The organism is Asticcacaulis solisilvae (assembly GCF_017875235.1).
In the GTDB taxonomy this organism is placed as follows: domain Bacteria; phylum Pseudomonadota; class Alphaproteobacteria; order Caulobacterales; family Caulobacteraceae; genus Asticcacaulis; species Asticcacaulis solisilvae_A.
Genome location: NZ_JAGGMI010000005.1, coordinates 153,289 through 177,626 on the forward strand (window position 1 = coordinate 153,289; position 24,338 = coordinate 177,626).

Sequence of the window (24,338 nt, forward strand, 5' to 3'; positions counted from 1 at the left end):
GCAGCGCACAAGCGTTCCGTGCTGCTCGTCTGGTGAACGGCAACTCGTCTTCAGATGTTCGCGGATTAAGGTGTTAATCCTTTAGTAGGTTTTCAGGCAGGTTTTGAGCGAAAAGTGCGAAGCTTTCGTGACAAAACCCATGAACACAAGGGATTGCTGCCTTATTGTCACACAAGATACCGACACAGCGGTTACATTTTGCCGCGCTTTCGCCCGGCCGAAACCAGCTCAGAACACCATATCTATGTGTAAATATGGATCATTTCGCTAGATATATTGTTTCCATTGAAATGAGATAATTGCGCAACGGTCGCTTCGCGTATCGATGTTAGAAAATAAAAATACAACGGAAAATCAAAATATATTGCAGCGCAGAAAGATATCGTCAGCAACAAATTGCAAAACAAAAGCCCGGTCTGTTTCCAGACCGGGCTTCGGTTTTAGCGTGACAGCGTTCGATTAGAACGTGATGTCGATCGTCGAACGACGGTTCAGCGGTTCCTTCACGCCGTCGCCGGTGGCGACCGCAGGCTCAGCTTCACCCTTCCAGTCAACGGCCAGCTTCGTGGCGTCAACACCAAGGCCAGCCAGGGCATCAGCGACAGTCTTGGCGCGACGTTCCGACAGGCGGATGTTGTAGGCCGCGGAGCCCGAGGTGTCGGTGTGACCGACGACGACGATACGGGCGGCGTTGCCGGCCTTAGCGTAGTCAGCGGCGGCCGAAACAACGGCTTGCGCGTCAGCAGTCAGGTCCGACTTGTCGAATTCGAAGTAAACCGTGAATTCGCGCGCTTCATACGCCGGTGGCGGCGGAGGAGGCGGGGGCGGAGGAGGCGGCGGAGGAGGCGGCGGCGGGGGCGGAGGAGGAGGCGGCGGCGGCGGAGGCGCAGCTTCCTGGCCGAAGGCCCAACGCAGGCCGACCGACAGCGTCTGGTCGTTCAGCTTGCCCTCGAAGTCGCCCGGCGTCCAGCCAGCGACCGGATGAGACGAGATCGATTCGAAGGTCGCCTTTTCCGAAGCGGCATAGCGGTAGGTCAGGTCGAGGCTCAGGCGCTCCGACAGTTCCCAAGCCAGACCGGCCAGCAGTTGAACCGCCGGAACCGTGTCCGTGCCTTCGATGGTCAAGTGATCGACACGGCCAGCGGCGCTGGTTGAGTACTGGCCGATCATCTTCGCCTTAACCTGGTTCAGACCAACGCCCACGCCGACGAACGGATGGAAGGTCGATTCCGGCAGGATGTCATAGATCAGGTTGACGAACAGGCTGGTCTGGGTCAGCGAACCTTCCGGACCGCCGCATTCCGTCGAAGCCGTACGGATTACGCTCGGCGTGCAGAGCGCGGTGTCGCGCGTGCTGGCGCTGCCCGGATAGGTGCGCGGGAAGCCGATGGCGGTGTCGACGTCACCCGGACGATAGCCGCCTTCGAATTCAACACGCCAGTTCGGGCTGTAGCGGTAGCCGAGGCGAGCGAAGCCAGCCCAGGTGTCTTCCGTCGAAATGTCGTAAACGAAAGGACCGCCGTCGACCATGTTGTTGGCCGAGCGTGCCTTGTAATCACCCATCGAGTTGTAGCCGGCGTCAAGAGCGCCGTACCACCCGTTAGCTTGTTCAGCGGATGCGCCAGTCGCAACCGCCAGTGCAGCGAGCGCAGCGCCCGCTAGCAAATTGAGTTTCATCTTCTTGCCCTCTCTTGGCCATCAATCGACCAGCCGATACCCTGGCTGATGCATAAAGAACAGGCTTTCATAACTTTACGAAGCCATTTTGCATAGCACCGAATTGCGCGTTTGGTTAAAATTGTGCGCATTTAGTCCCGTTTGGTTGTGACTGACACCTGAAAGCCACGCCTCACGCCGACGCCATTGCATCGCCGCATTTAGGCCGTGTTCGGCAGTAAAAAAGCCATCCCGTGCCAGAGAGAGCGAATAAAAATCCCATAAGTGTCGATAAAAGGCTTGCGAATTCCGAATCCTATGAGTAGGAACACGCCTCCTGACGACCCACGGCCCTTTCGCGGCCGCTGACCGGAGCCAGAAATGGCCGGTACACCTGAATACGGAGAGGTGGCAGAGTGGTCGAATGTACCGCACTCGAAATGCGGCGTAGGTGCAAGCCTACCGTGGGTTCGAATCCCACCCTCTCCGCCATTCACCATTGGAATTTTTGGGGTTTTTAGCCGGTGCGGCCCAAAACCCATACTTTGCCCCATACTTTACAGGTGTGGACGGTCGTAACCGTCGATAGACAGCGATTCGCGTCAGTACTATCTTTGTTCTCGCGGTCCGCTCTGCGGTCGCTGATTCGCGCGGGATAGAACGGCCATTCGATAAGCTGCCCCACACCCGGCAGTTTCCCGCGCCCCCTTCAGGGTGGCGTGGTGTACGTATGAATGGTGCATTAGCTGTAATTCCGGCTGGTTATCTCCGCAGCGACGAGGCGTTCGGGTCGGCCTCAGAAATTATTCGAGAACATGGACGTGTCGACGGGCTTGTGCTTGGTCTAGTCGGTTTTGACCTAGACCGCTTCGGCGTAGAACTGGGTAAGGGGGAACAGGGCAGCAAGTCTATTCATCAGGTCCCGCGCGGTGACATCGACGGCGCCATGGCTGAGATGTGCGAGACTATGCGGGGGATCGCTGTGTCCGTATTGTTGGATCGTGAGCGCCGCGCTGGCCGATTGACGTTCTGGTACGAAGACGCGGGCCGACTTTACCGGGTGCTCCCTCATGTCCCATCAGAGGGGTGTGCTGTGTATTATGGCCAGATGATCACAGATGAGGCACGGAACAGCGACTATGAGGCGTGGCGAACTGGACGAGGCGCTGCCATCGTCGGCGGGGTTGCGCGGTATGATGTCCCCATGCTGATCGATAAGGAACAATTTGCTACGGTAATTGACCGTCTGCGCAAATCCTACCCGCCTGCGCGGAACGCGTTCATGAACTCGGATGCCTTCCGCCGCACCCTGTTGTCATCGCCACAATTCGCGGCTTACCAGCAGGCTGTAGAAGATGCTCTGCGACAAGCTCCGCACTGTGACCTTGTGAGCGCGTTGCTTCTCGTAGGTTTCAAGGACATGCGGGCAGCGGCGCGAGTTCGCGCGATCCTAACGCGCTCCGGCGTATTTGATATGCTGGTGGACGACCCTGCTGGATACCTGACCGAGTTCTTCAATGGATGCGACGCCAGTTTCGAAGAGTTTCCTGTTGTTGATTCGCAGCCGGCTCGCACGCTGCGCAGGCAGTTGGAGCGGGGTGAGGTCCGCGCCCGCTATCGTGGAGGGTGGATTGACGCTCACGAATGGCCTTTGCGCCGGTTTTGCGGTGAAGTGATCGGTGATCGCTATAAGGATCCACCCGAGGAAGTTTACATCGGATCGGTTGACGGCTTCGGTGTATTGTCTTTTCCGCTAGCAGAATTGCGCGGAGATGTCGTCGCTGCAAGCACGCCTCAACATGGCGCACCTTCCACAGATTTCGATCGCGCGAAGCCAACGGACCTTACCGATGTAGCCGATAATCTGTTGCTAGCTTCGCACTGGCCAGAAATTCCCCCGCTGCACAGTTGGCGTTACGCCAACGGGGACATATCGAAAATCCGGATATGCAATGCCCTGGCATCGCGACGGCATCTATTCGATGTATCGTGCGAGGATTTGAGCAGTGAGTTAGGTGCAGACAAAATTCCTTGCTCTGCCTCTAATGTTAGAAAGTACCGAGACGCACTTTTGCCGGAACTTGCTGATTTGGTTCGCGCGCAAAATCCGCAAAAACAGCAATTTCAGCAAAATCGGCAGGGCTGACGACCGTGGCCTGATGTGGTCGTATCTGGATGTCTCCAACCCAATGGAGACATTAGCTTGCTTCAAACAAACGCTGACGCACCCGCACCCGCACCCGCACCCATCGGTAAAACCGGGCTTCAACCGCTTTCAGTCTGCATCAACGACGCTGCTGCTCTCATCGGCGTCTCGCGCTCAAGTATCTATAATCTCGCAAGAGAGAAGCGCCTGCGCATAGGGAGCATCGCGGGCCGCTCGGTCGTCCCTGTGGCTGACCTCGTTAATCTTGTTCAGGAGGCGTGCGCATAACATGACCTCCTGCAATTTGCCCCCTCAAGACGGCGAAGGCCGTCACGCGGGTGAGGCGGACGGCTCTTCTAAAATGTCGGTGCTTTCCACGGCGGCTGACAAGGCAGAAGATAGCAAATCCCCCCTCCCCGATCAATTGCTGAATAAGGTGTCCGGCCCGCTGGCTCGCCGGGGCGCGGTCGAAACTTCACGGGATGCTGCCAAGGTAGCCCGCAAGTCGCATAGCAAGCGTTGCCGCCGCGCCTATGGTCTGATCAAGGCGGCTGGCGATGCTACCTGTGAGGAAATTCAACAGACCTTGGGAGCAGACGGTGAACACTGGTTGCTGACAACCGTCCGCGCCCGTGTCTGCGATCTGCGCCGAGACGGCTATGTCACAAAATCGGGCCGCAAGGGTATCGGTGAAAGCGGTGTTGCAAAGGTCACGGCATGGCGCGTCACGTCAGAAGCCGAACGCGCCGAAATCCTCGCCGAACGCGCCCGCAAGGCGGTGGCGGACGTTCCCCCTTCGGTTCTGTCCGAAGCCTGCGCCCGCGCACGCGCCGTCCTGGCTGAGTCCGATAATATCTTCGACGCGATGGTGAAGGCTTTCTCGGCGCAGATAGTAGCGGAGGGCGGCGCCAATGGGTAATCCCGCCTCGATCCTGAACCGTCCCCTCACCGCTTCCGACTATGCCCGCAAGGCTCGTGCCCTGTTTCGGCTGGCCGGGTCATCAGATGAACCCGAAACGAGGGTGCTGCTCAACATGGGCGCAATCATTCATTTGTCTGCGGCTCGGGCTGCGAAGGCGGTGGCACATGGGTAACGTTTCATTCCCCGTGATGATCGGCGACGTGCAAAAGAATAGCCGGGAACTTGTGCGGGTCAGCCTAACCGAGTTCAAAGGCTATAAACTTGTCGATGTACGGATCTACGCTGGCGCCGATGATGATGCAAAGCCAACCGGCAAAGGCATCTCGGTCAAGGCGTCAACGCTTCCGGCGTTGATTGTGCTTCTGCAGAAGGCGGAGGCGCAGGCTCGTACTATGGGCCTGATCGATGGGGGCGCACAATGAGCGCCCTTTCAATCGTACCCCAGATTGAGCCCGGCGAACACCTGACCGCAGCGGATGCCAGTGAGGAACTCATTGGCCTGTTCATCGTTCACTCAGATGTTCGCCCGGTGGCCCGTAGCGTGTCGCCTGAGGCACATTACTATGGTGTGCATCAAGCTATCTGGCGCGCCCTGTTGGCAATCTATGCTGAGGGGGGCGAACCGCTCCCCGAGGCAGTCGGCGCACGTCTCACGCACGTGGAGCTGAGGGATTTCCTCGATTATGGTGGAAAGACAACGCTGGAAAACCTCGGTGCCAAATGCGGAGTCCCTTCGCGCGCTCGCCCGATGATCGAACTGGTGGAAGCTGCGGCTCGCCGCCGGCGCCAGCAAGTCCTTTCTGCGGATCTCGCCGTCGCCTATCGAGACAATCTCGATCCGGCGCCGCTCCTGGCCGAACTTCAGGCGCTCACGGCCGAGCACCGCAAAGGCTCGCTCCTGCCTTTGACCCGGTGGTCCTGGACTGATCCCGCCAAGCTGCCGCCCCGGCAATGGCTCTACGGAAAGCAATATATCCGCCGGTTCGTCTCTGCCACCGTCGCACCCGGCGGCTCTGGTAAATCTGCGCTCGCCCTTACCGAGGCTCTTGTGTTGGCCTCAGGTCGTGGTCTTCTCGGTGTCCTGCCAGAGGAACGGGTCAAGGTCTGGTACCTGAACCTTGAAGATCCCCTGGAAGAGACGCAGCGCCGTGTCGCTGCAGCGTGCTTGCATTACCGTCTGAAGCCGGAAGACCTTGAGGGTTGGCTGATGATCGGCTCAGGACGGGATGCTGATCTGATCATGGCGGCGCAATCGCGCGATTGCACCGTGGTCAATGAGGCACTGGTTGATAAGCTCTGCCGCGTCATCTCCGAGTACGGCATTGGGGCGGTTATCGTTGATCCGTTTGTTTCATCGCACCGTGTCAGTGAAAACGACAACGGCGCGATTGACGCAGTGGTGAAGGCTTGGGCGAGGATTGCCGATAAGACTGGCTGCGCGGTCGAACTGGTTCACCATGTCAAAAAAGGTCAGTCCGGTGTGGCAACCACAATGGAAGACAGTCGTGGCGCGGTCTCGCTGATAGGCGCGGTTCGCTCTGGTCGCGTCCTCAATGCCATGACAGACGACGAGGCTGCAAAGGCTGGTGTGGATGCGGCTTGGCCGTACTTCCGCGTCAATAACGGCAAGGCAAACCTCGCGCCCGCAAATCGCGGTTCGGAATGGTATCGCTTCGTCTCGGTCGATCTCGGTAACGGGGATAACGTCGGCGTGGTCACCCCGTGGGACTGGCCTGCCGAAGCGCCTGTCAAGCTGGACGACGTTGCAAAGGTCCACGCGGCTATGGCCTACCTTGCCGATGATCGGGGACGTTGCGACCATCAGTCCCCATCCTGGCTTGGTCATACGGTCGCGGACGCCCTCGGGCTTGAGATGCCGCGCGCAAAGCAACAAATCCGGCACATGCTGAAGGCGTGGGAAGATGCCGGATATCTCGCTAGGGTCCGGCGCAACGACGCTCGTCGTGTTGCAAAGGATTACTTCACAGTAGGCGCTCCACCTTCGTCAGGTGCGGCGGTGCAGAGTGGAGCAGCGAAGCAACCTTCGTCCACCACCCCCCCCCTTATAAAAAGGGGGGGGGGTGGTGGAGCGGATAAGGCGCAAGGCGTGGGTGGTGCAGCATGACGGAAAATGCCAAACCTTCACTCGTAGATATGCAAATCCAAGCCTTGGAAGACGTCAAACAGGACGCGCTATTCCTGGCGATTTTTTCGGAGCGGCTGATAGGTTCGCTGGGCCGCGCTCAAGACCTTGGGCACAAAATCCCGATCCTGCCAAGCAGGCTCACCCGCCAGCAGAGGGCAATCTTGGAGCATGTGCAAACGCACTACCCATTCGGCTTCCACCCTGCTTACACAAAGGGGGATTTGGGCGTGATCCTGTCTGCGGATATCGAAGGGGACGGCGGCAACGAAGTGAGCGCCAGAACCGTTGAGCGCACCTTGGATGAGTTCGGCCTATCACCCCGCGCGAGGACGCCCGATGGCAAATTGTGACGACAAAAATATGCCGTCCAGTTGTCGGGCGTCCGCAGCCGAAGCGACTTATAAAATTGTCTATGAAGCGTACCTTAGACCCGTCCCATCTGAACGCCGTTGCCAATCACCCCGCCGTGCGCCCACACATCGGCGGCGGTGATGGCGAACTCGATCTGACCGAACTGGTCGGCAACACTGCCAACTACGTCCTCACCGGCGAGCATGGCGGCTTCGTCGCCGTCCGACATTTCCCAGGCACTTACGAAGTACATACGTTGTTCACACCAGAGGGACGCGGCGCTGCAGCGATGGAGGCTGGTCGGGAGAGCCTTGGAACCATCTTCTCCGAAACGGATGCAATAGAGGTTCTGACCCGCGTGCCGCGCCCCAACAAGGCGGCGCGGCTGTTTGCTGAGGCGAACGGCTTCACACTTCGCTTTACCCGCCCCAAGGCCTGGGAAACTGGTGCTGATGTGGATTATTTCGGCATCACGATTGAGCAATGGGCCATGCGCTCGGACGCGTGCCTTGCAGCCGGTCGGCGCTTTCACGAAGAATTGGAGGCCGCGAAGATCGCAGCCGGTTCAACCTTGCCCACACATTACGACGATGAGGCGCACGACAGGGCGGCGGGAGCCGCCTGCCTAATGATCGCGGCGGGGAACGCTGAAAAGGGCGTGGCTTTTTACAACAGGTGGGCGCGGTTCGCCGGATACGCGGAAATTTCCCTGATCGGCCTGCATCCAATTCTTATCGACATTCAGGACGCTGTCATTCAGGTCCGCAACGGGCACATGGAGGTGCTCTCATGCCAGTAGGTGGGGCAATTGTCGCCGCGTCCGCCATCGGAGCAAACGCGGTTAGCGGTGCAGCTAAGAAAAGCCAGAAGGCGGCACAGTACGCGGCCGACAAGAACGAAGCGACTATTAAACAAACGCAAGCCGACAACACCGCCCTGCTTTCGCCGTTCGTCCAGGGCGGCACAAAAGCGCAGGGCGCGTATGAGAACTTCCTAGGCCTGAACGGTGCTCAGTCGCAGGATGCCGCCTTCAACGCCTGGCGCGACTCGACCGGTTACAAGGACACCCTCAATCAGGGCCTCGATGCGCTCAACTCGAACCTGGCGCTAAAGGGACAGCTCAAGTCCGGCACCGCAATGAAGTCGGCGATCGGTTACGGCGGCAAGGTCGCGAACTCCTTCGGGCAGCAATACTTGGGGAACCTGCAGACGCTGGTTGGCAATGGCCTGAACGCTGCGGGCTCAAACGTGAACGCCAATTCGAACGCAGCCGGCATGGCGGTCAATAACAATAACTTCCTGGCCAATGCGACCGCGACTAACGCCTTCACGAGCGCGGGCGCGACCAACCAGTTTCTGTCCGACATCGCCAAGACATACGGCGACTACGGCGGTGCGAAGATGGACAGCAGCTACAATGTCTTCGGCACTGGCCGGAAGAAACCGACAGGCTTTGGCGCCTACGGACGTGATGGCGGCTACGGCTACAACCCGTGGGAATTGAACTGATGCCCGACGTGAACCATTTTTCGATTTATGACGCGTTTCAAAGCGGTCGTCAGCACGGGCGTGAGCGCCGTCAGCAGCAGGCTACGGAGAACGCTTTCGCCCGCTACGCCCGGGGAGAAACAGACGCGGCTATCTCTGATCTGGCCCTAGTCAATCCAGAGCAAGCAAATCAGCTCGGCGTTTACAACCAATCGCGCATCAAGCAGCAGATCGGCCAACGGATGGCCTCGGGCGATGTGGCGGGGGCGAAGCAACTCGCCGCCTCATCGGGGATGTGGGAGTACCGCAAGCACCTCGACGACGCCGACGAAGAAAGCCGCGCCCGTGGCGTAGCGGCCCTGGGGCGGAGCGCTGAGATGGCCAAGGCGCTTGTCGAGTCGTACCCGGACGATCCGTCTAACCCAGGCGCCGCCGAACAACAACGTCGGGCGCGTGCGTTGGAGTTGGCTCCGCAGTTTGGTATAGATCCGAGTAAGGTTGCGGGTCTGGACTTCAGCACGGCCAGCATAGAACGGTACTACAACGAGATGCGCCGCCTCGGCGCGGTCTCCCTGCCGAAGCTGACGGAAGTTTCGCCGGATGCCACGCTGTATGATCAGCGCACCAATCAGGCGGTGTTCACAGCCCCCGCGAAAGATCATTGGGTGGCCGTTCCTGATGGCGGCTCTTTGGTCAATACATCTCGCGTTGGCGGTGTCGGTAATACCGCCCCGCAAGGCGCCGCGGTGAACGTGTTCGGCAAGCAGAGCTATCAAGCCGGCACCGGCACGCGCGCGGACCGAAACAACAATCCTGGCAATCTTCGCGACAGTGGGGATCGTTGGCAGGGAATGACTGGTGTCGATAACGGAGGCTTTGTCCAGTTCGACACGCAGGACAATGGTGTGCGTGCTGCACGTATCAACCTAGCCAACCAGCAGAGATTGCACGGTATCAACACCATAGCAGGTCTCGTCTCGAAGTACGCCCCGCCGTCCGACAACAACGACACAGCAGGCTACATCCAGTCGGTTGCACAGATGTCCGGCTTTCAGCCCAACCAGCCCTTAGATTTCAACGATCCGGCGACACAGGATAAGCTTCTTCAAGCTATGTTCAGAGTGGAAAGCGGCGGTACGCCTGCGCAGTTTGACAGCGGTCAACCCGGCAACCCAAACGTCATTCAGGGCAGGCCGAAGGCGCAAACACGCCTCATGACAGTGCAAGAAAAGGCGACTTATGGCATCGACGCAGACACGCCTGCACAGATAAGGCCTGACGGTACGGTTGATGTCATTTCAGGTGCTAAGCCGAAGCTGAAGCAGGTCCCCGTCAAGGCACAGGCGGGGTATCAGTCCAACCTGTCGGCAATAAGGGAGATTGACGAGGCGGTTGCCATGATCCGAGCCGACCCCGAGGCTATGGGAGGTGCGAACTATTTTGGCGATGAAATCCGTCAACGTGCTGACCCTAGCGGCGTCAAGGTTCGCGCAACGGTCGCAAATATCGGCGGGAAGATTATTCATGATCGTGCTGGTGCTTCTCAGACCGTGACGGAGGTGAAGCGGTTAAAACCGTACATTCCGAACCTGACCGATCGGCACGACGTTGCCATAACCAAGCTCCAGCAATTGCGCCGAGCTTACGAAAACGAGATTGCGCAATACGAAGCCGCCTACGGTGAGGACAATGGTTATCAGTCATCCTCGCCCGTTACCGCCCGACCTGCGACAGGTTCCCCGCAGCAACAACGCGGCGCAAACATGAACGATGCGCAGCGCACGCGCTACCGCCAGGTGTTCAAACCGGGAGCGGAGTACGGCTCAAAAGATAATCCGTTCATCGTCAACAATGATGCGCAGTTCAATGGCCTCAAGCCCGGCCAGCACTTTATTGCACCGGACGGAAGCGTGAGGATTAAATAGATGCCGAACGCATGGGAAAAAGCAAAGGTGGTTCAGCCTGCACCGCCCACCGGCGGCAACTCGCCTGCATGGGCCACGGCTAAAGTCGTATCGTCCGCGCCTCAAAAGCGGGGCAAAAGGCCTTCGGTGCTGGACGACTACAAGGGGGGTATCAAGGAGTCGATGGACGCCTTTACCGAACAGCAAAACCGCGTCGAGGCGCGTCGGTCCAGGAACGAGCGGACGAACAATTTCGGTGGACGGATCACGGATGCTCTGCGGTATCCTGCGGATCAGGCCCTGACTGCGCTGACCGCTATCGGCGCCGCTACCTCTCCGGTGTTTTCAGCACCGATCAAGGCGGGCTCGCGGCCATACTCGGATCTGATGTACGACACTGGCGTTGAGTTCCGTCTGAACAACCTGGGTCAGCCTCAGCTTGGGATGCTTTCCCTGATACCGACGATCGAGCCAATCAAGCGCAAGAGCGCAGAGGGCCGCGAAGCAAACCGACAAGTGACCGAGGCAATGATGACCGCCGGGAGCATGGCGGTAGGAGGCTTCGGCGGCGGGGCTGGTAAGGCCGGCACTGTCGCGCGAGAAGCCGCCCCAATGGTGAATATGTTCGGAAAGGCTGGCGAGGCCGCAAAAGCTGAGAGCACGGCCCTGCGCATGGCTGCGAAGGATCTGAAAAAGGCAGGCAGTAAAGCGGCTGATGCCATGGCGCGCAATCCTGATCTTTCTTTCGCAGAAGCGGTAGGTGAGCGCGGCATGAAGCGCGTGCGACGCTTGGGCGAAATGGACGATTTGGGTCTTCGGGATAATGTGACCGGCGCAATGGCGGATCGCATTAGCAGCACGCCGGCCCGCATCAACCGCGCAGCCGAGAAGCGGACCGGTATCGTTCCTGAGGCGGCAGAGGCTAACATCGACGTTGCAACGGTTCGCGGCCAAAAGGCTGCTCAACCGCTTTACGACGAGGCCTACCAGCAAACCGTCGATAGTCCCGTCTTACGTGGCCTGCTGCAGCGCCCTGGCGTACAGGAGGCCATGCGTCCTGCTACGAAGGGCATCCTGAACCAGGGACGTAGTCCATACGACATCAACGAGACCCTGGCCCTCCCCGATAGTCTGCCGACCGGAACACCAACCGGCGATGCCGCAGCATATCTCGATGACGTGCAGGCGCTTGCCACAGGTGGAGTGCGTCGTGCCAACCGCGCGGCGGCATCTCTTTCGGATACCCTGGCCGAAATGGGCGGTATTGCTGACAAAACAGGTGACCTGGCGGCTTTTGATGCCGATCGCATGTTATTCAATCCGGGCGTCGGCAAGCTGAAGAAGCTAACGCGTGACGGCGGCATGTCGCTCGATGATGCAGCGGTTAGGGCTTGGGAAGCGGGCTATTTCAGAGATGTGCCTACCCAACGGGAATTGCTCGACGCGTTGCGCAACGAGGCGCGCGGCAAGCCTATGCGCTCGATGCAGGCCGAAGGTGACCCGACGCGCGGACAGTACCTTGAAGGGCTGGACCAGCGTATCGGTGAACTTGGCGTGCCCGGTGGCTCGGCGCCGCGTAAGACTGCGCAAGCTCTGGCAGATGATGATGCCGCGCTTCGTAACCTCGAAGACTTCGCGGCGGGTCGCCAAAGCGGGCTGTCTCCGGTGGCGATCGAGGAAAAAGTGCCCACAATGGAGCGCCTGGACAAGACCAAGCGTTACCTTGACGACGCCGTCCGCGATGCCAGGGCACGGGGAAAGAACGAAACGGCCTCTGACCTCGACGCTGCGCGCTCTGATCTCGTAGGAGAACTCCGCAACCTCAATCCGACTTATGCCAAGGCGCTCGATACGGCGTCTGACTACCTGCGCAACAAAGCCGCCTTTGACGCATCGTCGCGTCAGTTCAGCGGGGCGTCCGGGAACGCGTACCGTCAGTACGTGGCGGGCCTGTCTGGTCCGGAGAAGGAAGCAAACCTTGCGGGCCTTCTCGCGGACTTTGACAAGCGTATGAGTGCGCGCGTCGGGGGCCCCAAGGCGTTCCTCGACACCCTCAATGCACCGGCTGTCCGTGAGAAGCTGGCAATTGCTGCCGAGCACCTTGGGCCAGAAGTCGGCGCCAAACTTCACCGCGATATCCTCAACGCCATAGAGGTACGCAACAATGCCTCGCGTATGATGCCCAGGGCGTCACGAGGCAGCACGCGAGATATTGAAAACGATCTGTTGGCTGAGGCGACAGGCGCCAATGGCTCCAAACTGCCAACGAGCCGTGCTGGCATGGTGTCCAGCTTGGTTGACATGGTAGCCAACCCCGCTCGGCAGGTTTGGTACAAGACGCGGATGGCGAAGGGGAAGCCGACACTGGAAGCTTACGCGCGCTTGATGCTTGAGCGGGGCGACATCACTATGGCCCAGATCCAAGCCATGCCTGACAACCGGCTGAAGACCATCCTGCTCCGCATCGGCAAGACGATAGCACCTGTCGCGGGCCGGGTAGCAGCAGGCTCTGGCGCTACGAATATGTTCGGCCGACTATTCGGCGGGACACAGCAACAGCAACCTCAGGAAAACCAGTTCATGCGTCCGGTTGGGCGAAACGTTGGCAAGCTGACACCTGCAACAGCAATCAAGGACGCGGGCGGTAACTGGCGTCGTCCGGACGAGATGTGACCATGTCGAACGAACATCTCGACGAAACCCGAAAAAACGGACGAACAACGGCTGGCCGGTTTGGGCCTGGTAACCCTGGGCGCCCGCAAGGAGCACGCCACAAGGCAACCTTGGCAATTGAAGCGCTTTTGGAGGGCGAGGCAGAGGCGCTTGGGCGCAAAGCAATTGAAATGGCGCTGGCTGGCGATGCGGCGGCTCTACGCCTGTGCATGGATCGATTGGCTCCACCCAGGAAGGGGCGCACAGTGACATTCGACATACCGGGAGTTGATACAAGCCGCGACATCGTGAAGGCGCTGCAGGCCCTTATGTCAGCGGTCGCGGGCGGCGAAGTGACACCTGAGGAAGCGGTCTCTATTTCGTCAGTTCTGGAAGTAAAGCGCAAAGCCATTGAGACCATTGAGCTTGAAGCGCGACTGGCAAAATTGGAGCAAGCAGCGAAATGACGAGCAATTTAGAGAGCCGTATCGGCAAGCTGGAGGCATCGAAAGGAATGGACGATAGATTTGTGATTATCCGTACCATTGTGGAGCCCGTCTACGATGACCACGGCCGACTCATCGGCGAACGAAACCTGCGCGCCGTGAAATGGAACCCTGAGATACGCAGATACGAGGACTATTCCGATGAACCAGAAACTTGATAGGAGGCTGCGTACTTTGGAGGCGGGCAACGCCGATAGTGGCGAAGCGCTGCTGTGCGAATGGCTGGCGTGCGTCGGCAATGACGGCGAACGGGGTGAAGTTCTCGGCGGGCAGATGATCGGCAACTCTGCGGTCAATGCGGCAATAGACCGCTACCTTTTACTGGTCGCAGGAGAATGATGTGGCCACACAAATGGAAAAGCGCATAAGAGCTCTTGAAGGCTCGCGCGAAGGAACTCTTGCCGACATTTCAGACGAACATCTCGATTTGCTTATTGCCTGGGGCCAAATGGCCACGGCAAATCCGGACAGTGCGGAACTGAGGGCTTTCGAGCGGGCTCTTCCAACGAACGCGCAGTTTGAGCGTGCAAAGATGATATCCGGCATCATGCGCTGGATTGGTGAGCCACTGCGAGGACTCTCGGACGTCGAACGCGTTTCAAACCGCCTGTCGTGTTGACACGCTCTACCTTCACCAGGAGTACCCGGTTCTCGGGGGCGCGGTCTCCGCCCATTATGCGTCCCTTACTCAGCCATTTGTGCGGAGATAGGGGAGCTGTAAAAATCGTAGCTGCGCAATTGATTTGTAGAGGTCGCGTCCACTGGGAGCGTATAAATTCGGACGTTCAGCATAAACTCATCTGTCAAGTCACCCCTACATGATGCCCCAATAGGCACAACAATGGAAGCTGACGGGCCAAGGGTGACCATCCTCCCAAACTCAGTGGCGAAGTTATTCTCTCTGTGAACCGTTATTCCATTCATTTGGTTAGAAATGGGGCACGACTTACCAGTGTCCGTCGAAAGAGACCATCCTACAAGGCGGTCGTTGACATCTTGCGGATCGGTCGCCGCGAAAATTTTTACCGCCCTTCCATTCCCTTTAATTTTCAAACTGACCCGCACACGCTGATTGGATAGGGCGCGAATGTAAACGTAGTTCGCCACCTCGACCTGCAAAGGCGCGTTAGGATCTGCCGAACTCATAGGCGTGAAGAATGTGCGACGTTTCTCGTCAACTAGCGCGGCCTGCTGAGGTACAGCTTTTGGCGGTTCACTACTTGCCTGAATGGGAGGGGTGGAGACGTGACGAGTTTCCGAAACTACGGAATCTGCAGCTTCGTTCTGTTGTTCGAGCGCGGCGGGAGATACAGATGAAGGATGACTACCATCACTCCGTTCGGACGCTGCCTCTGAACCACTAGGCGACGGCTCTGGCGCTTGCTTGACGATGGTTAGGCTATTTACACTTTCGTCGGCAATCGCACTTTTCGGTTTATCCGGGAGCAAAAAGGGGACAACTGCTACCAGTGCGGTTACTACGACTCCAATCGTAGCAATGCGGTTCGTGGTAGATAGCTGCTGCCATTTCTCTTTGACATCGTTAATCATTCCAGTGATCATTGTTGCGCCCCTTCAACTATGCTGATCCTTTACCAAGTGACGATCGGCCCGACGCTTTTCTGGTAGTTGCGAGCCATCGCAATTATCTGAAATGGCCTTCAGCCGCCGCCCGCGGCCTGTCTGGGCTCTGGGGAATTTTCGATATCGAACTTGTCAAGCTCATGAAGAAGCAAGCGGCGATTACCTGTAACCGTTATTGTCTTCGCTTTATACTCTTGGACCAACTTTTCTATGTCCTCCAGGGACATGTCATCGGTAACCTCGAGCGCGAGCGCTTCATTTATTTCCTTGCTTGTAAGGTTTCTTTTGACGTGACCAGACTTTACAATGTCGCGTGGTCCATCAACCTTGTATCCAATAATCGGTACGCATATTTTCTTTCCCAGTAACGCGCGACAATACCCACCACTGCTTGCAGCTGGAATGTGGGATGCAAGGCGAGCGTTATGCACAGCTTGCATATCCCATTTCGGCCCGCCAACAAGGACGGCGCCATACATTAATTTTGCTCGAAATTTTTCCACACCCGACGTGAGCATTGCATCGTAGAGCATATAGTGAACTTCCTTGTCTTCCCGGACACGGACGTCGCAATAGTAATCGTGAATGACTGATGCGTCGCGATATCGCCCTGTGTACGGGCTGCCAACTGAGGTCCACCAAAATGGTGGGATCGACGCCCCGTTGATCATGCTGCCTGTTGGCACTGGCCAATCTGTTCCGCGGCTATCGGTGTAGGTAATCGGCTGTGTCAGTTCCATATGGATGCCGTCCGGCAACCATTTGGCAACGATTTCGCCCGTGAACCTACCCTTTGCTATTGCCGGAGCGCAAAAAATAAATGCGGACGTAAAAATCCCAAAGGCTACAGAACGAATAATCATGATGACGCCTCCCTGCTTGCAACTCTAGCGGGCGGCCCGTTTGTGTCAACGTTTAGTTAACGTCGTTATTCTTGAAGTGCTTTATTGAGCCTGAACGCATCGTCCGGCAGGCTTGACCGAGATGAAGGCGCACTGTTGGCTAGACCGGCCGAGATCACGACCACCAGTTGGCTTAGAATTTCGCGTCTAGCTTCAAACTCGCTGCCGGAACGCCCTGCCCAATCAAGTTTACCTGTACGCGCAATTTATGCGCCCTAGCCTTCGCTTGAACGGACGGCAACCCATCGCGATCCTGAAGCGCTGCAACCTTGTCCTGTACGGCGGCAAAGAACCGTAGCTTAAAGGCTTCGTCTTCGGGGCTCGCCATGCCAACTCCCATATAAGGCTGTGAGTAGGGCAGTTTAGTGAAAGTTCCGGGACTTTTGAAGTGGCGCTTCCTGCACCCGTCTGTCGCTTCCCTTCGGACCATATTTGAACTCATCCGCGCGGCTCAGGCGCACATCTACGGGCTCGTCCATGTCCCCGATGGAGGATAGTTCGTGCGACAGATCGACAATGCTCCTGGCAATCAGGTGAACCACCTCCCCCTCCCGTTGCAAGTAGCCTGTGATGAGCATGAGCGTGCTACCCAGCACGGCCCGGCGAAACTGCTCGAAGACCTTAGGCCAGACAATGACATTGAGGACGCCCGTTTCATCTTCCACCGTGATGAAAACAACGCCTGATGCGGAGCCTGGCCGCTGCCTAACCAGCACCATCCCAGCAGCTTGGACGTACTTGCCGTCTTTCGCCTCGTTCGCCTGCCGGCATGACAAAATGCTGCGGCTCGCCAGATCTCTACGCAGGAAAGACACAGGGTGATCCCGTAGTGTCAGGCCGATATGGTTGTAGTCTTGGACGACATTGCCGCCTTTGGTCATCGCCCTTAGCTGCACCGCATCCTCTTCGAACTCTGGCACCGGCTCGTCCAGCTTGTCAGCCAATGAAGCGAACAAAGGCAATGGTTTGTCTCGAAGGGCCTTAATCGCCCACTTGGCGTCACGCCTGGGCAGTTTCAGCGACGGCAGAAAGGCGTCGGCGTCAGCCAACTTCAGAAGGGTAGCGGTTGGGACCTTAGACCGGCGCCACAGGTCGTCAATCGATACAAAAGGCCGGTTCATGCGCGCCGCGACGACTGAAGCCAGGTGCGCATTGTTGAGGCCCTTGACCATTCGAAAGCCCAGGCGAACGGCGAACCGTCCCTCATGCTGTGTCGGTTCCAGCGTGCAGTCCCATCGGGAGGCATTGATGCAGACCGGCCGGACCTCGACGTTATGCTCGCGGGCATCGCGGACAATCTGCGCCGCGGCATAGAAGCCCATAGGCTGACTATTCAGCAAGGCGCAGCAGAAGGCGTCAGGGTGCCAACATTTGATCCAGCAGGACGCGTAGGCAATCAGGGCAAAAGAGGCGCTATGCGACTCTGGAAAGCCGTAGGACCCGAACCCTTCCAACTGGTCACATATCCGTTCGGCATCATTCAGGGTGTAGTTGTTCCCCAGCATCCCGCTTATCAGGCGTTCACGAAACTTCACGACACCGCCCGTGTGCTTAAAAGTCGCCATAGCTCGCCGCAACTGGTCGGCCTCGCCGGCAGTGAAGCCCGCGGCCACCATGGCCACCTGCATGGCCTGCTCCTGGAAAAGCGGGATGCCGAGGGTCTTAGACAAAACCCGCTCCAACTCCGGTGATGGATAGGTGACGGGCTCCTTGCCCTCCCGGCGCCGCAAATATGGGTGCACCATGTCACCTTGAATTGGTCCTGGCCGGACAATGGCAATCTGCACAACCAGGTCGTAGAAACTGCGAGGCTTGAGCCGTGGCAGCATCGACATCTGCGCTCGGCTCTCGACCTGGAATGTGCCCAACGTATCGGCCTTGCGGATCATAGCGTAGGTGCGTGGGTCCTCAGCCGGTATTGTTGCAAGCTCCAGGCTTAGATCCTTATGGCCTTGGAGTAGGTCCATTGCCTTCGCCATGCACGTCAACATGCCCAAAGCCAGGACATCGACCTTCATGAATTTCAGGACATCAATGTCGTCCTTGTCCCACTCTATGACGGCCCGGTCCTTCATGCGTGCGGGCTCGATGGGCACAAGTTCATCCAATCGATCGTTGGTCAGTACGAACCCGCCTGGATGCTGAGATAGGTGGCGTGGAGCCCCCTTCAGTTGCTCTGCCAGTTCCAGCGTCAAGCGGATGCGGCGGTCTTTGGTGTTGATGCCGGCGGCCGCAATCTCCTCAAGGCTCAGGCCTTCCTTCCAGTAGCCGTAGACCTCGCCCGTAATCGTCTTGACCATGTCTTCGGGCAGCCCCAGCGCTTTTGCTACGTCCCGCAACGCCCCCTTGGTACGGTAGCGGCTGACGACGGCGGTCAGAGCGGCCTTCTCGCGGCCATAGGTCTTGTAGATCCACTGAATGACCTCTTCCCGGCGCTCGTGCTCGAAGTCGATATCGATGTCGGGTGGCTCCGCGCGCTCCTGGGATATGAAGCGCTCAAACAGCAGGTTATTGCGCGCCGGATCGATAGATGTGACGCCAAGGACGTAACAGACAGCGCTATTGGCAGCCGAGCCGCGCCCCTGGCAGAGGATGCCGACCGAACGGGCGTAGCGGACGATGGCATGAACCGTCAGGAAGTAAGGCGCATAATTCAGCGCCTCAATCAGCTTCAGTTCGTGCGTCAGGTTAGTGATCACCTCATCGGGGACGCCTTCGGGATAGCGCGCTTTGGCGCCCTCCCAGGTGTAGCGCTTCAAGGCATCCATGGCCGACATTCCGGTCAGCACCTTTTCCTCTGGATATTGGTAATCCAGCTCCTTCAGGGAGAAGGTGCAGCGGTTCATAATCTCGATGGTGCGCTGAAGGGCGTGAGCGTATTTCGGAAACAGTCTCGCCATTTCTTCCGGCGGCTTCAGGTACCGGTCCGCATGGCGTTCGCGCTTAAACCCTACATCATCGATGGTCGTTCCATGCCGGACGCAGGTGAGCACGTCCTGAAGCTTGCGCCGTGACCGATCATGAAACAGCACATCGTTTGTCACGACAGTAGGGACGCTGAAACTTGATGCGAGGTTGGACAGTTGCAGCAACCGGACCTGGTCGTTTGGCCGGCGGCGGAGTGTCAGGGAGAGATAGGCACGGTCTGCAAACATCTCCTTTAGCTTGCGCAATTGCAGCGCCGTTGTGTCATCGGCCTGTTCTGGCACCAAGACAGCGATTAGACCTTCAGCGTAGAGCCCGACATCATCCCAGCCGATATCACATTCACCTTTGCCAGCGCGGGATTTGCCGAGGCTGAGCAAGCGGCACAGATGGCCATAGCCTGCCCTGTCGATAGGATAGGCAAGGATAGAAGATCCATCATTCAGGTCGAGACGGCATCCGACGATAAGCCGGACACCATGCTCTTTTGCCGCCACATAGGCCCGGACCATTCCCGCCAGGCTATTACGATCGGCAACCCCTAATGCGCTGATACCCAAGGCCTTGGCGGTGGCAAACAAATCATCAGGCGACGACGCACCGCGCAGGAATGAAAAGTAGGTCGTGACCTGAAGTTCGGCATAGGCTGTCATGCAAACAGGCCATGCATGTACCAGCCCTGGCTCCCTGTGTCGTCGTACTCGCCGTCGCCGTCGCGGAACAGCCAATAGCGCTTACCGGTCTCGTCCACGACGTAGTAATAATCACGGACGCTTTCTAACTCAGGATCGCGCTTCCACCATTCGCCAAAGACGCGCTCAGGACCGTCCGCCTGGGCAATCCGTCTGCGTTGACCGCGCCAGGTGAAAGCGACAGGCGGATGGTCAGGCAGCAGAGCCATGACTTGCACAGGCTCGGGCGGCGATAATAGCCGTGTCGGTCGCTTCCAGCTGTCCGCCCAAGTCTGTGTCACGGCAACCTCGGCGCCGGCCCAGCGTACATTACGCTCTGGCAGATCACTGGCGACGGGTACCGGCCTGGTAACGGCCTGATCGCCTAGGCGATTGGAAAGGACATCGACAAGCGAGATAACATCAGGCCGCTGATTCTCGGTCAAAGCAGACGCGATCTGATGGGCTTCCAACGGCTCGGCCAAGGTCGCAGTCAGGGTCATAACTTCGATACCAAAACCCGGATTTACGGTTTCGATCTTGTCGATGAGGAGGCGGGATAGCTGTTTAATGTCGCGTGACGGCCTTGCCGTGCCAATCCGAATGGACTCGACGTGATTATCTACCCGGTAGAATAGGAGATCGACCAGCCGGGCACCAAGACCGGCGACCTCCAACGCATCGCAAAACTGCTCAACTAATTTACGGGTGTATCGCTGCAAGGTCTCAGGCGCGCCAATGGGCTCTGCGAACACTTTGCGCACCTCGATGTACTCGACCTCGCGCGCCGACGGGATAGGCTCATTCTCTCGACCGAAAGCCCGGTCTAACTGCCGGCCAAGCTCAGGGCCAAAGCGCAATTGCAAGGGCGCTCGAGGCTGAGACACAAGATCGGCAATCCGGTCGAAGCCCAGGGTGTGCAACGTTTCGACAAGTGTACCAGGAAGCCTTAGCGCGGATACAGGCAATGGCAGAAGCGCGTTTGCCGTTTCGCCAAGCGGAACTATCGTAATGGCCTTGCGACCGTAACGCGCGAGCGCATGGGCAGCACCCCAGGTATCAGCAAGTGCCGCTATGGCTGTAATGCCGGTTTCCTGAAGGCGGTCTAGCACATGCCTGACCGTTTGATGTTCGCCACCGTGTAAGTGGTCAGCGCCAGTCGTATCTATGACAAGCCCGTCCGGCGGATCGGCTGAAACGACAGGAGAAAGTCTCAGTGCCCACAACGCCAAACGTTCAAGTGCTGACCGGTCCTCGTCTTTGTCGGCATCCATCAGCACGAGGTCGTTGAAAAGCGCTTGTGCTTTTGTAACCGGCATCCCGATACGCACGCCAATCTGTTGCGCCAGGTCGTCAGCAGCCGTGACGACACGTTTGCCGCGTTCGACGCCTTTGAGCACTAAAGGGACATCACGCGCGGGCGCGGCCGGTCCCAAAGCCCGTCGTAGCCGATCGGTCGGCCAATACGGCAGGTAGAGCGACAAAACCCTGCTCATCACACGCTTCCAAAATGAAATCTGCGCACTCGGCGCCTTGAACCCGCATCAGTTCGACGGCCCATCTTGCCCGAGCAACACCGGCAACCGGCAACTCCTTAGGCATGATCTCTGTCACCCGCCAGCGGGTACGTGAGGCTGTTGGATGGCCGAAATCAGCTGCGTCGACTTCACGGCGCCAACGTCGCAGAGCCAAGCCTAATGTACCGGTGCTCTCCGCGGCGAGTTGCAAGCGCCTGGACGCTGTCATATCGAGCCGGGAGACCTCGGCTACAACAGCGGTAAGCGATCCGTGGCGCAGGCCTTCCTCAAAAGCCAGCAGAAGTGTCTTGTCATCATCGACAACGACGCGAAGCAACCGATCCGGCGTAAGTCCGGCCTGGGCTATGCCCGCGGGAAAGAGGTCAGCTTTTGTCAGGCACCACATAACCTGTCCGCCAGTGCGCGCCGCAATCCCTGCGCAAAAGGCAGCCGCAGCGGCGCCGTCAATGGCTCCCGATCCGCCGCCGGCAACTTCATGCAAAGCTCCTAAAGCAAGGCCGCCGCCCGGCAAGCGATGATCGATTTCCGGGACATGAAATGGCAAGTAGGTCCGAGGGCGTACAGAGTTGTTTTCCAGCTTGCGGATACGATCTCTAAGATCGGCAAGCTCGGCTCTGGTGGTACGCTTGGACTGCGGGGACACGGGTATGATTCCTTCTGAAGCATCTCGTCTCGGGGTTAAGTGAAAGTATGTTCGCTTTTTGTTCTCAAATTCCGCAAGGTGTCAATAGTACCTTGGTTGAACCTGCCACAACCCCAGAGCCCTACTCTACGTGCTCTAGAGCTTTAGGCTCAACGTTTTCGCTGATGGCATAAGGCTTTAGATGCTTACCGCCCACCAAATGACAAGTTGTGGAAAAGCATCGAAATTTATCCGACACGGGACTATCGCTCGACCATCTTACCCGTGAACCAGTGGCGAGCTCTATGGCGCAGCATGACCCATTAGACCTGAAGCGATTCGTGGACGCTCAGGAAAGCAGTTACGAAAGCGCCTTGGCCGAACTTCGCCAGGGCCGGAAGCAAACACATTGGATGTGGTTCATTTTTCCTCAGCTTCGCGGCCTGGGCCGATCGTCTACCGCGCAGTATTACGGCTTGTCGTCACTCGCTGAGGCGCGTGCTTATCTCGACCATCCTATACTAGGCCAACGGCTCGACGCGGCCACTGTCGCGGCGACAAATGCACCCGCACGCTCACTAAATGCCCTGTTTGGATCGCCAGACGATATGAAGTTCAAATCCTCCATGACCCTCTTCGAACGCGCGGCCAAAACACCGGACAACGTCTTTGCTCTGGCGCTCGACAAATGGTGCGGTGGACAGCGCGACACAGCCACTCTCCAACTGCTAGCCTAACATCGATCCAGTTCCGGCCTTGCGTTGACAGGCCAGGCGCGTTTAACCTCGGTATAATCGTAGCTGCTGCGAGCGGGACATGTGCAATCTCTACTCTGAACTCGTAGGCGCGGCCGCCATCGTTGCCATGGCAAAGGCCATGAACAGCGGGATCAATTTCCCACCGCTGCCAGGTGTCTATCCCGATAAGCCAGCCCCTATCGTGCGCAATGGTCCCAATGGTCGCGAACTCGCAATGGCGCGTTGGGGTTTGCCAAGTCCAGATAAGCACGTCGCGACGCTAAACTACAATAAAGGCACAACGAATGTTCGCCGCCCCGAGATCAAGCATTGGCAGCAATGGATGGGCGTCGAAAACCGATGCGTAGTGCCGTTCACAAGCTTCGCTGAACCAACGACCATTGACGGCAAGACAACCAATGCCTGGTTTGCGCTCAGCGAAGACGAACCTTTGGCCTTTTTCGCTGGCGCCTGGACCCCATGGACCGGCGTGCGGATGGTGAAGGAAGGTCAGGTAACCTGCGATGTCTTCGCTTTCCTGACGACCGATGCCAACGCGGAGGTGTTCGAACATCATCCTAAGGCAATGCCGGTGATCCTTCGAACGCCGGAGGAAATTGACCGTTGGATGACCATCCCCAACGCCGAAATCCCGGATATGCAGCAGACCTTGCCGGATGGGTCGCTGAAGATCATCAGCTTTAGCCGGGAGCATCCTCGTACGGCGGAGTTCAAAGAGCCAAAAGCTAAAGCTGAGGCAATACCGAAAGCGCAGCCCGAACAAGGCTCGTTATTCTAGGTTGTAGACCATGAAAAAGCGCTTTGATCGGTACCCTGGCGGGCTAATCGATGAATTTGATGCGCACTGCAGTTGCTTCGTCCGCAATGGTCTTGAGGGCCGTAAGAAATGAAGCATGACTAGTTTGCGTTCGTAGCTCAGATAGCTGGGCGACGTGTGTGAAGACGAGTAAGGCGTGCCCAGGCCAACCTGGTCCACCGCCTTCGATCGCATCCCAAAAGGCGTCAAGATTCCGGCCAAACATGCCGGCACCTTCAGGTTTCACAGCGTCCAGGTAACGCTGCCAAAACTCCTCGGTCGATCTGACGCCTGCACAATCAATTACGATCTCTTGCATATTTCCAACATCACCAGAGATAGCGTCGCAGTCAACAAGCTGGCCGACTATTACTGGCTACTCTGCTCCGATCTCCAACAGCCAATCCAAATCTGAATTGCCAGACTGAGAGGCTTGAGCCATTTCCCAGATATCTGAAGCGGCAGTCTCTGCATCGATCTCCTGGCTGTGCACGCGATCAAGGATCGAGTCGAGATAATCGACCAGACCCTGCCTGCTGCAATCGTCGCTGGTCACGCCGAACGCCGGCATAATCGCGGCTCGCGCTTCGACCAAGTGGATTTGATATTTCTGGAACCTGCGAACGACATCGAGAATGGTCTGTTCATTGTGCGCGGCTTTGATATCCCGAGACATTACAGTCATCGGTCGTCCCTCTGTGGAAGGGCGTACTGCCATGACCGCCCGCGCTTTCTTCGGGGCAATGAAGCGTCCATTATTCTCAAAAGCCC

The 24,338-nt window shown here is 58.0% G+C and carries 24 protein-coding genes and 1 tRNA gene; 16 read left to right on the forward strand and 9 right to left on the reverse strand.

All coding sequences use genetic code 11. The features are described 5' to 3' along the window. Positions 1-459: 459 nt before the first annotated feature. The gene (locus J2X24_RS10450; protein WP_209720691.1) at positions 460-1,677 is read right to left on the reverse strand and encodes an OmpA family protein; all 1,218 of its coding nucleotides are present in this window, start codon (positions 1,675-1,677) and stop codon (positions 460-462) included. Positions 1,678-2,058: 381 nt separating this feature from the next. Between J2X24_RS10450 and J2X24_RS10455 the strand changes: the two genes are divergently transcribed. The 14 genes from J2X24_RS10455 to J2X24_RS10520 all read left to right on the forward strand — a co-directional run bounded on the left by J2X24_RS10455 (position 2,059) and on the right by J2X24_RS10520 (position 14,390). Further along, positions 2,059-2,148, forward strand: a tRNA-Ser gene (locus J2X24_RS10455). Positions 2,149-2,386: 238 nt separating this feature from the next. Continuing rightward, positions 2,387-3,802, forward strand: a complete 1,416-nt coding sequence (locus J2X24_RS10460) for a hypothetical protein (RefSeq protein WP_209720694.1) — start codon at positions 2,387-2,389, stop codon at positions 3,800-3,802. 15 nt (positions 3,803-3,817) lie between these two features. Next, entirely contained in the window at positions 3,818-4,090 is a 273-nt protein-coding gene (locus J2X24_RS22925; RefSeq protein WP_404977821.1) for a helix-turn-helix domain-containing protein, read from the forward strand. Between the two features lies 1 nt (position 4,091). Next, positions 4,092-4,721 carry a hypothetical protein gene (locus J2X24_RS10470; protein WP_209720699.1) on the forward strand — a complete coding sequence of 210 codons (630 nt, stop codon included), beginning with the start codon at positions 4,092-4,094 and terminating at the stop codon, positions 4,719-4,721. Positions 4,722-4,888: 167 nt separating this feature from the next. Beyond that, positions 4,889-5,146 (forward strand): transcriptional coactivator p15/PC4 family protein, encoded by a 258-nt coding sequence (locus J2X24_RS10475; protein ID WP_209720703.1) that lies wholly within the window; start codon positions 4,889-4,891, stop codon positions 5,144-5,146. Next, positions 5,143-6,849: an AAA family ATPase gene (locus tag J2X24_RS10480; RefSeq protein WP_209720705.1), complete on the forward strand. Its 1,707-nt coding sequence runs from the start codon at positions 5,143-5,145 to the stop codon at positions 6,847-6,849. The genes J2X24_RS10475 and J2X24_RS10480 overlap by 4 nt, the downstream gene beginning before the upstream one ends. Beyond that, on the forward strand, positions 6,846-7,220 hold the full coding sequence (locus J2X24_RS10485) for a hypothetical protein (protein WP_209720708.1): 375 nt from the start codon (positions 6,846-6,848) through the stop codon (positions 7,218-7,220). Before J2X24_RS10480 ends, J2X24_RS10485 begins: the two co-directional genes overlap by 4 nt. A gap of 62 nt (positions 7,221-7,282) precedes the next feature. Next, positions 7,283-8,020, forward strand: a complete 738-nt coding sequence (locus J2X24_RS10490; RefSeq protein WP_209720711.1) for a hypothetical protein — start codon at positions 7,283-7,285, stop codon at positions 8,018-8,020. Then, entirely contained in the window at positions 8,011-8,730 is a 720-nt protein-coding gene (locus J2X24_RS10495; protein WP_209720713.1) for a hypothetical protein, read from the forward strand. Before J2X24_RS10490 ends, J2X24_RS10495 begins: the two co-directional genes overlap by 10 nt. Further along, complete coding sequence (locus J2X24_RS10500) at positions 8,730-10,634, forward strand: hypothetical protein (protein ID WP_209720717.1); 1,905 nt, start codon at positions 8,730-8,732, stop codon at positions 10,632-10,634. Before J2X24_RS10495 ends, J2X24_RS10500 begins: the two co-directional genes overlap by 1 nt. Then, entirely contained in the window at positions 10,635-13,286 is a 2,652-nt protein-coding gene (locus J2X24_RS10505) for a hypothetical protein (protein ID WP_209720720.1), read from the forward strand. A gap of 2 nt (positions 13,287-13,288) precedes the next feature. Next, positions 13,289-13,732, forward strand: a complete 444-nt coding sequence (locus tag J2X24_RS10510) for a DUF5681 domain-containing protein (RefSeq protein ID WP_209720723.1) — start codon at positions 13,289-13,291, stop codon at positions 13,730-13,732. Positions 13,733-13,912: 180 nt separating this feature from the next. Continuing rightward, the gene (locus J2X24_RS10515) at positions 13,913-14,110 is read left to right on the forward strand and encodes a hypothetical protein (protein WP_209720726.1); all 198 of its coding nucleotides are present in this window, start codon (positions 13,913-13,915) and stop codon (positions 14,108-14,110) included. 1 nt (position 14,111) lies between these two features. After that, on the forward strand, positions 14,112-14,390 hold the full coding sequence (locus J2X24_RS10520; protein WP_209720730.1) for a hypothetical protein: 279 nt from the start codon (positions 14,112-14,114) through the stop codon (positions 14,388-14,390). Between the two features lie 65 nt (positions 14,391-14,455). On the opposite strand, the gene J2X24_RS10525 is transcribed toward J2X24_RS10520, so the two are convergent. From J2X24_RS10525 to J2X24_RS10550, 6 genes are all read right to left on the reverse strand, one after another. Next, a complete protein-coding gene (locus tag J2X24_RS10525; RefSeq protein ID WP_209720732.1) occupies positions 14,456-15,334 on the reverse strand; it encodes a hypothetical protein in 879 nt (292 codons plus the stop codon). A 98-nt stretch (positions 15,335-15,432) separates the two neighbouring features. Then, the gene (locus tag J2X24_RS10530) at positions 15,433-16,218 is read right to left on the reverse strand and encodes a DUF1353 domain-containing protein (RefSeq protein WP_209720735.1); all 786 of its coding nucleotides are present in this window, start codon (positions 16,216-16,218) and stop codon (positions 15,433-15,435) included. A gap of 172 nt (positions 16,219-16,390) precedes the next feature. Beyond that, positions 16,391-16,585 carry a hypothetical protein gene (locus J2X24_RS10535; protein WP_209720738.1) on the reverse strand — a complete coding sequence of 65 codons (195 nt, stop codon included), beginning with the start codon at positions 16,583-16,585 and terminating at the stop codon, positions 16,391-16,393. A gap of 34 nt (positions 16,586-16,619) precedes the next feature. Further along, a complete protein-coding gene (locus J2X24_RS10540) occupies positions 16,620-19,835 on the reverse strand; it encodes an error-prone DNA polymerase (RefSeq protein ID WP_209720741.1) in 3,216 nt (1,071 codons plus the stop codon). After that, the gene (locus J2X24_RS10545; protein ID WP_209720743.1) at positions 19,832-21,349 is read right to left on the reverse strand and encodes a Y-family DNA polymerase; all 1,518 of its coding nucleotides are present in this window, start codon (positions 21,347-21,349) and stop codon (positions 19,832-19,834) included. Before J2X24_RS10545 ends, J2X24_RS10540 begins: the two co-directional genes overlap by 4 nt. Further along, positions 21,264-22,034: an ImuA family protein gene (locus J2X24_RS10550; RefSeq protein WP_209720746.1), complete on the reverse strand. Its 771-nt coding sequence runs from the start codon at positions 22,032-22,034 to the stop codon at positions 21,264-21,266. Before J2X24_RS10550 ends, J2X24_RS10545 begins: the two co-directional genes overlap by 86 nt. A gap of 284 nt (positions 22,035-22,318) precedes the next feature. On the opposite strand from J2X24_RS10550, the gene J2X24_RS10555 reads away from it, so the two are divergent. Next, positions 22,319-22,750 (forward strand): DUF1810 domain-containing protein, encoded by a 432-nt coding sequence (locus J2X24_RS10555; protein WP_209720749.1) that lies wholly within the window; start codon positions 22,319-22,321, stop codon positions 22,748-22,750. A gap of 79 nt (positions 22,751-22,829) precedes the next feature. After that, positions 22,830-23,549, forward strand: a complete 720-nt coding sequence (locus tag J2X24_RS10560) for an SOS response-associated peptidase family protein (protein ID WP_209720752.1) — start codon at positions 22,830-22,832, stop codon at positions 23,547-23,549. Positions 23,550-23,592: 43 nt separating this feature from the next. On the opposite strand, the gene J2X24_RS10565 is transcribed toward J2X24_RS10560, so the two are convergent. Together J2X24_RS10565 and J2X24_RS10570 are read right to left on the reverse strand one after the other, a co-directional pair. Next, on the reverse strand, positions 23,593-23,886 hold the full coding sequence (locus J2X24_RS10565) for a barstar family protein (RefSeq protein WP_209720754.1): 294 nt from the start codon (positions 23,884-23,886) through the stop codon (positions 23,593-23,595). A gap of 57 nt (positions 23,887-23,943) precedes the next feature. Next, entirely contained in the window at positions 23,944-24,252 is a 309-nt protein-coding gene (locus J2X24_RS10570; protein WP_209720757.1) for a hypothetical protein, read from the reverse strand. Positions 24,253-24,338 lie beyond the last annotated feature (86 nt).

What these genes read in the sequence shown, in the direction of transcription:
- J2X24_RS10485 (WP_209720708.1), top strand. Translation starts at nt 6,846, where the DNA reads ATGACGGAAAATGCCAAACCTTCACTCGTAGATATGCAAATCCAAGCC.
- J2X24_RS10545 (WP_209720743.1), bottom strand. Translation starts at nt 21,349, where the DNA reads ATGAGCAGGGTTTTGTCGCTCTACCTGCCGTATTGGCCGACCGATCGG.
- J2X24_RS10515 (WP_209720726.1), top strand. Translation starts at nt 13,913, where the DNA reads ATGAACCAGAAACTTGATAGGAGGCTGCGTACTTTGGAGGCGGGCAAC.
- J2X24_RS10500 (WP_209720717.1), top strand. Translation starts at nt 8,730, where the DNA reads ATGCCCGACGTGAACCATTTTTCGATTTATGACGCGTTTCAAAGCGGT.
- J2X24_RS10555 (WP_209720749.1), top strand. Translation starts at nt 22,319, where the DNA reads ATGGCGCAGCATGACCCATTAGACCTGAAGCGATTCGTGGACGCTCAG.
- J2X24_RS10530 (WP_209720735.1), bottom strand. Translation starts at nt 16,218, where the DNA reads ATGATTATTCGTTCTGTAGCCTTTGGGATTTTTACGTCCGCATTTATT.
- J2X24_RS10470 (WP_209720699.1), top strand. Translation starts at nt 4,092, where the DNA reads ATGACCTCCTGCAATTTGCCCCCTCAAGACGGCGAAGGCCGTCACGCG.
- J2X24_RS10450 (WP_209720691.1), bottom strand. Translation starts at nt 1,677, where the DNA reads ATGAAACTCAATTTGCTAGCGGGCGCTGCGCTCGCTGCACTGGCGGTT.
- J2X24_RS10505 (WP_209720720.1), top strand. Translation starts at nt 10,635, where the DNA reads ATGCCGAACGCATGGGAAAAAGCAAAGGTGGTTCAGCCTGCACCGCCC.
- J2X24_RS10480 (WP_209720705.1), top strand. Translation starts at nt 5,143, where the DNA reads ATGAGCGCCCTTTCAATCGTACCCCAGATTGAGCCCGGCGAACACCTG.
- J2X24_RS10490 (WP_209720711.1), top strand. Translation starts at nt 7,283, where the DNA reads ATGAAGCGTACCTTAGACCCGTCCCATCTGAACGCCGTTGCCAATCAC.
- J2X24_RS10475 (WP_209720703.1), top strand. Translation starts at nt 4,889, where the DNA reads ATGGGTAACGTTTCATTCCCCGTGATGATCGGCGACGTGCAAAAGAAT.
- J2X24_RS10525 (WP_209720732.1), bottom strand. Translation starts at nt 15,334, where the DNA reads ATGATCACTGGAATGATTAACGATGTCAAAGAGAAATGGCAGCAGCTA.
- J2X24_RS10540 (WP_209720741.1), bottom strand. Translation starts at nt 19,835, where the DNA reads ATGACAGCCTATGCCGAACTTCAGGTCACGACCTACTTTTCATTCCTG.
- J2X24_RS10570 (WP_209720757.1), bottom strand. Translation starts at nt 24,252, where the DNA reads ATGACTGTAATGTCTCGGGATATCAAAGCCGCGCACAATGAACAGACC.
- J2X24_RS10495 (WP_209720713.1), top strand. Translation starts at nt 8,011, where the DNA reads ATGCCAGTAGGTGGGGCAATTGTCGCCGCGTCCGCCATCGGAGCAAAC.
- J2X24_RS10560 (WP_209720752.1), top strand. Translation starts at nt 22,830, where the DNA reads ATGTGCAATCTCTACTCTGAACTCGTAGGCGCGGCCGCCATCGTTGCC.
- J2X24_RS10510 (WP_209720723.1), top strand. Translation starts at nt 13,289, where the DNA reads ATGTCGAACGAACATCTCGACGAAACCCGAAAAAACGGACGAACAACG.
- J2X24_RS10460 (WP_209720694.1), top strand. Translation starts at nt 2,387, where the DNA reads ATGAATGGTGCATTAGCTGTAATTCCGGCTGGTTATCTCCGCAGCGAC.
- J2X24_RS10565 (WP_209720754.1), bottom strand. Translation starts at nt 23,886, where the DNA reads ATGCAAGAGATCGTAATTGATTGTGCAGGCGTCAGATCGACCGAGGAG.
- J2X24_RS10535 (WP_209720738.1), bottom strand. Translation starts at nt 16,585, where the DNA reads ATGGCGAGCCCCGAAGACGAAGCCTTTAAGCTACGGTTCTTTGCCGCC.